Here is a 2,767-nt window from a genome sequence, read left to right as displayed (position 1 = left end):
TGTAGCCGACGTAGCGCAGGAGCGTGCCCCGCTGCCCCAAGATAAATCCTCGGTCAGGGCCAAAGAACTTAATGGAGTAGAAATTGGCGGGAATGTTGCTTAGCTTCTTGGCCTCCTCCCAGGTTTTGCCGCCATCGGGGCTGTGGAGGAGTGTAGCACCCCCTCCTACCACCCACAGGTCATGGTCGTTTTGGTAGGCTGCATCGAGATAGCCAAAGCTAAGGGCCCGTCCAGGTCGCAGCGGCTTAGACCATTCGCCAGAGGTAAAGTCATCTGTAAAGGCAATCTCTGCCCCCTGATTCAGTTTCCAGGCGCTGCCGTTAGGGCCAAAGCCCATGTTCTGGATACGGCGAGAGCTCTCCCGCAGATAGGGCTTCCAAGCGTGGGTTGCGGGCGTGTACAAGAAGTAGAAGCTGCCGCGTGAAGAAACGGCTAGGTACTCCCCTCCAGGACCGCGGGCGATGTTTTTAATTGCCCCAATTGGCTCCTCCACCTGCGCATGCCAGGTCTGCCCCCCGTCCTCTGTGCGGTAGATAGCTCCCACATTGGTTACCATTTCGGCAGCGCCAGCGCCCAGGGCATGGATGAGGAGTGGCTCTCCTGGCAGTTGGTTGCTCAGACGAATCAACGTCCAGTCGGATCCCTCATTCAAGGTGTGAAGCAGGATCTTTGGCTGCCCCACTATCCACCCCTCTGCCCCGGCAAAGCTAATTGATCTCAAGTAAGCCTCGGGCTCGAGGGCCGACAGCTTGTGCACCTGCCAGTGAAGGCCACCGTCTTGAGATTCCAGCAGCGTTGCCTTGTCACCTACCAGCCAGCCACGGGAGGGGTTAGTGCCAGTGAAGGCAATATCCAGCAGGATGTTCTGGGTGGGCACCTCCACCTGTTCCCAGGGCACCACCTTCATCTCTGGCATTCGCGCTGCCATCAGCAGGAGCGAGAAGGCAGCCAACAGCGCCAGTCTCAGGAGCTTCACCATTGTAACTATCACTCGACGAAGTAAAAACTCATTAAAAACAAAAACCCCAGTGCCAAGCCCAGGAAGATGAGTAGGTTTTTTTGCGCAGGGGTCATCACGTTGACCCCAAAGCCATAGCGCAGGTTTTCCTGAAAGCCGGAAGGCTTGCCCTTGGTACCCACCGCTTGGAACAGGCGCTTATCAGCTCGGCACACTGGACATCTCCAGTCAGGAGGCAGCTCCTCAAAGGGTACACCTGCCGGGATGTGATTGAGCTGATCCCCTTGGGTTGGCTCGTAAACATAGCCACAAGAGCGGCATTCATAGCGCTGGAGGCCTCGGGGATCGCCAAGCTGAGCCTCGACCTCATCTTCCGGCAGCTCGATTAGCTTGGGTACCCTGGGGGCTTCGGACTGGTTGGCAAGATGGGAGTGGGCGCCACTCATGGTCAAGGATGGATCTGCATCGTTCAACCCCTATTATGAAGGGATCCGTTACAAAAATCTACTTGCTTTCCCCAGAATACTTCTGTATTCGTCGAGCCAGTTGGAAACTGACGCGACACCCATCTCAACTGGCCAGGGGATCCCGTGCTATGTTTTAGCTACCCTATCTGCGTGGTGTGCCAGTGGGTGCCCTCTATGACCATGCCCCCTCGTCGACCTACCCTCAACCATCTGCTAGTTGTCAAGGATCGCCATGGGCCCAAAGCTTACTGGCTAACGGCTGAGCTCTATTCTCTGGGGCGGGATCCGAGCAACAGCATTCGCATTGACTCCCAGTACGTCTCCCGCCACCACGCCATCTTGGTGAAAACCGAATCTCCCACCTCTCTCGATGGGTTTACCTATCAAATTATCGATGGAGATATCCACGGCACGCCCAGCACCAACGGCCTCTACATTCGGGGGGAGCGGGTAGAGTTTTGGGATCTCGAAGATGGAGATGAAATCCAGTTTGGTAGCGACGCCACCGCCACCTATTTGCGGCAGGCTCAGGATTTGGACAGGATTCTCTCCACCTTTGAAAATACCCAGATCGTGGGCCTGTAAGAGCCGACTCATCAGGCAGGAGGGGAAGGCGGTGGCGGGGTCATTGACTCCTTGCAACGCAGCAGCTCTTGGATGAAAAGGCTGTTGGCCTGCTGGCGCGAACGGTGAGGGAGGCGCTGCCTGCCAACGTGGAATAGAGAGGCTGTTACTGGCTAGCAGGCGCTGCCCAGGTCTGCAAGCTGGCTTCAACTCCAGAGCAGGCGACCAAGAGGGGCCTACGGCTTGCTGCGCGAAAGAGGCCACCCTGCAAGCCCCCGCTGCTACTGGCACCCACACCAACCCATAGGCCAAGCGGGAAAGCGTCAGCCCTGTCTGTCTCCAAAACCAGGTGTCAATCCGGCTTGGGAGTGGGAGGGGATGTGGACTCCGACGCAGCCAAGGGGATTTCCCTAGCTGGGGCTGCTACAGGCCAGACTAGAAGTTCGTGGCTAGGTTGCCAAAAGCCCTCCGTTTTAGCTGTGGGCTAGTTGACGTTTGGTGGAGTGCTTTGAAAACTGTTTGGCCAGAGGTGTGAAGAACACAAAGCATGCATCCTCCGGGGATCGCTGGAAATTTACAGCTCTAGGCTCCATGGCGGGGAGCGCTTGGGTAGTGTTTCAAGCGGAAAGGCGAAGAGATGTGATTCGGAAAACCTAACTCAGGTGATCTCAATCAGCACGAGCCTCTGTTCAAGAAGATAGGTTACAGTTAACCAAAGGGATAACAATTTTGACGAAAAAGACATCTTTTCCTTTCTAAGCTGACTTTTTGATAGGCT

The 2,767-nt window shown here is 56.1% G+C and carries 3 protein-coding genes; 1 reads left to right on the top strand and 2 read right to left on the bottom strand.

The annotated features are described in order from the left end of the window. Both NW827_RS05290 and NW827_RS05285 read right to left on the bottom strand, forming a co-directional pair. Positions 1 to 979 (bottom strand): photosynthesis system II assembly factor Ycf48 (locus tag NW827_RS05290; RefSeq protein ID WP_414503420.1); only part of this gene is annotated, 979 nt, incomplete at its 3' end. A gap of 8 nt (positions 980 to 987) precedes the next feature. Beyond that, positions 988 to 1,404: a rubredoxin gene (locus NW827_RS05285; RefSeq protein ID WP_414362163.1), complete on the bottom strand. Its 417-nt coding sequence runs from the start codon at positions 1,402 to 1,404 to the stop codon at positions 988 to 990. Positions 1,405 to 1,599: 195 nt separating this feature from the next. On the opposite strand from NW827_RS05285, the gene NW827_RS05280 reads away from it, so the two are divergent. Further along, positions 1,600 to 2,010: an FHA domain-containing protein gene (locus tag NW827_RS05280; RefSeq protein WP_414404121.1), complete on the top strand. Its 411-nt coding sequence runs from the start codon at positions 1,600 to 1,602 to the stop codon at positions 2,008 to 2,010. The last annotated feature ends 757 nt before the right edge of the window (positions 2,011 to 2,767 follow it).

The sequence above is a fragment of the Synechococcus sp. H70.1 genome, assembly GCF_047502705.1.
GTDB lineage: Bacteria > Cyanobacteriota > Cyanobacteriia > Thermostichales > Thermostichaceae > Thermostichus.
This window is presented reverse-complemented; position numbering and strand designations above follow the sequence as displayed.